Source organism: Gilvimarinus sp. 1_MG-2023 (genome assembly GCF_030548285.1).
Genome location: NZ_JAUOSC010000810.1, coordinates 1 through 288 on the forward strand (window position 1 = coordinate 1; position 288 = coordinate 288).

Genomic DNA, 288 nt, shown 5'->3' on the forward strand with positions numbered 1-288 from the left:
GATCCAACCGTGATATTCACCTGCCTGTACGTATAGCCAGTTGAGCTGGCGCTTCAGGGGAATCAGTGCGGTATCCGACGGTACATCCGTCGTCACGGGATAAGTATCGGCCGGCCCCATGCGCAGCTGAATGGGCGCTGCGGTCGCAACAGAAACAAGACCGACACTCAGTGCCATAGCCTTGATCAGCGTGAGCAGTCTGCCGACTAAATAGTCTGTCGAACGTTGCTTTGTTTCCGGATTCGCCTGCATGTCGGCACCAGTTCCTTGTGTGAGTTACCAGTATTC

The 288-nt window shown here is 54.9% G+C and carries 1 protein-coding gene; it reads right to left on the reverse strand.

Annotation, left to right across the window (positions count from 1 at the left end):
• Positions 1–252: hypothetical protein (locus tag Q4563_RS19140; protein ID WP_303605640.1), on the reverse strand; the 252-nt coding region annotated here is incomplete at its 3' end.
• Positions 253–288: the final 36 nt, after the last annotated feature.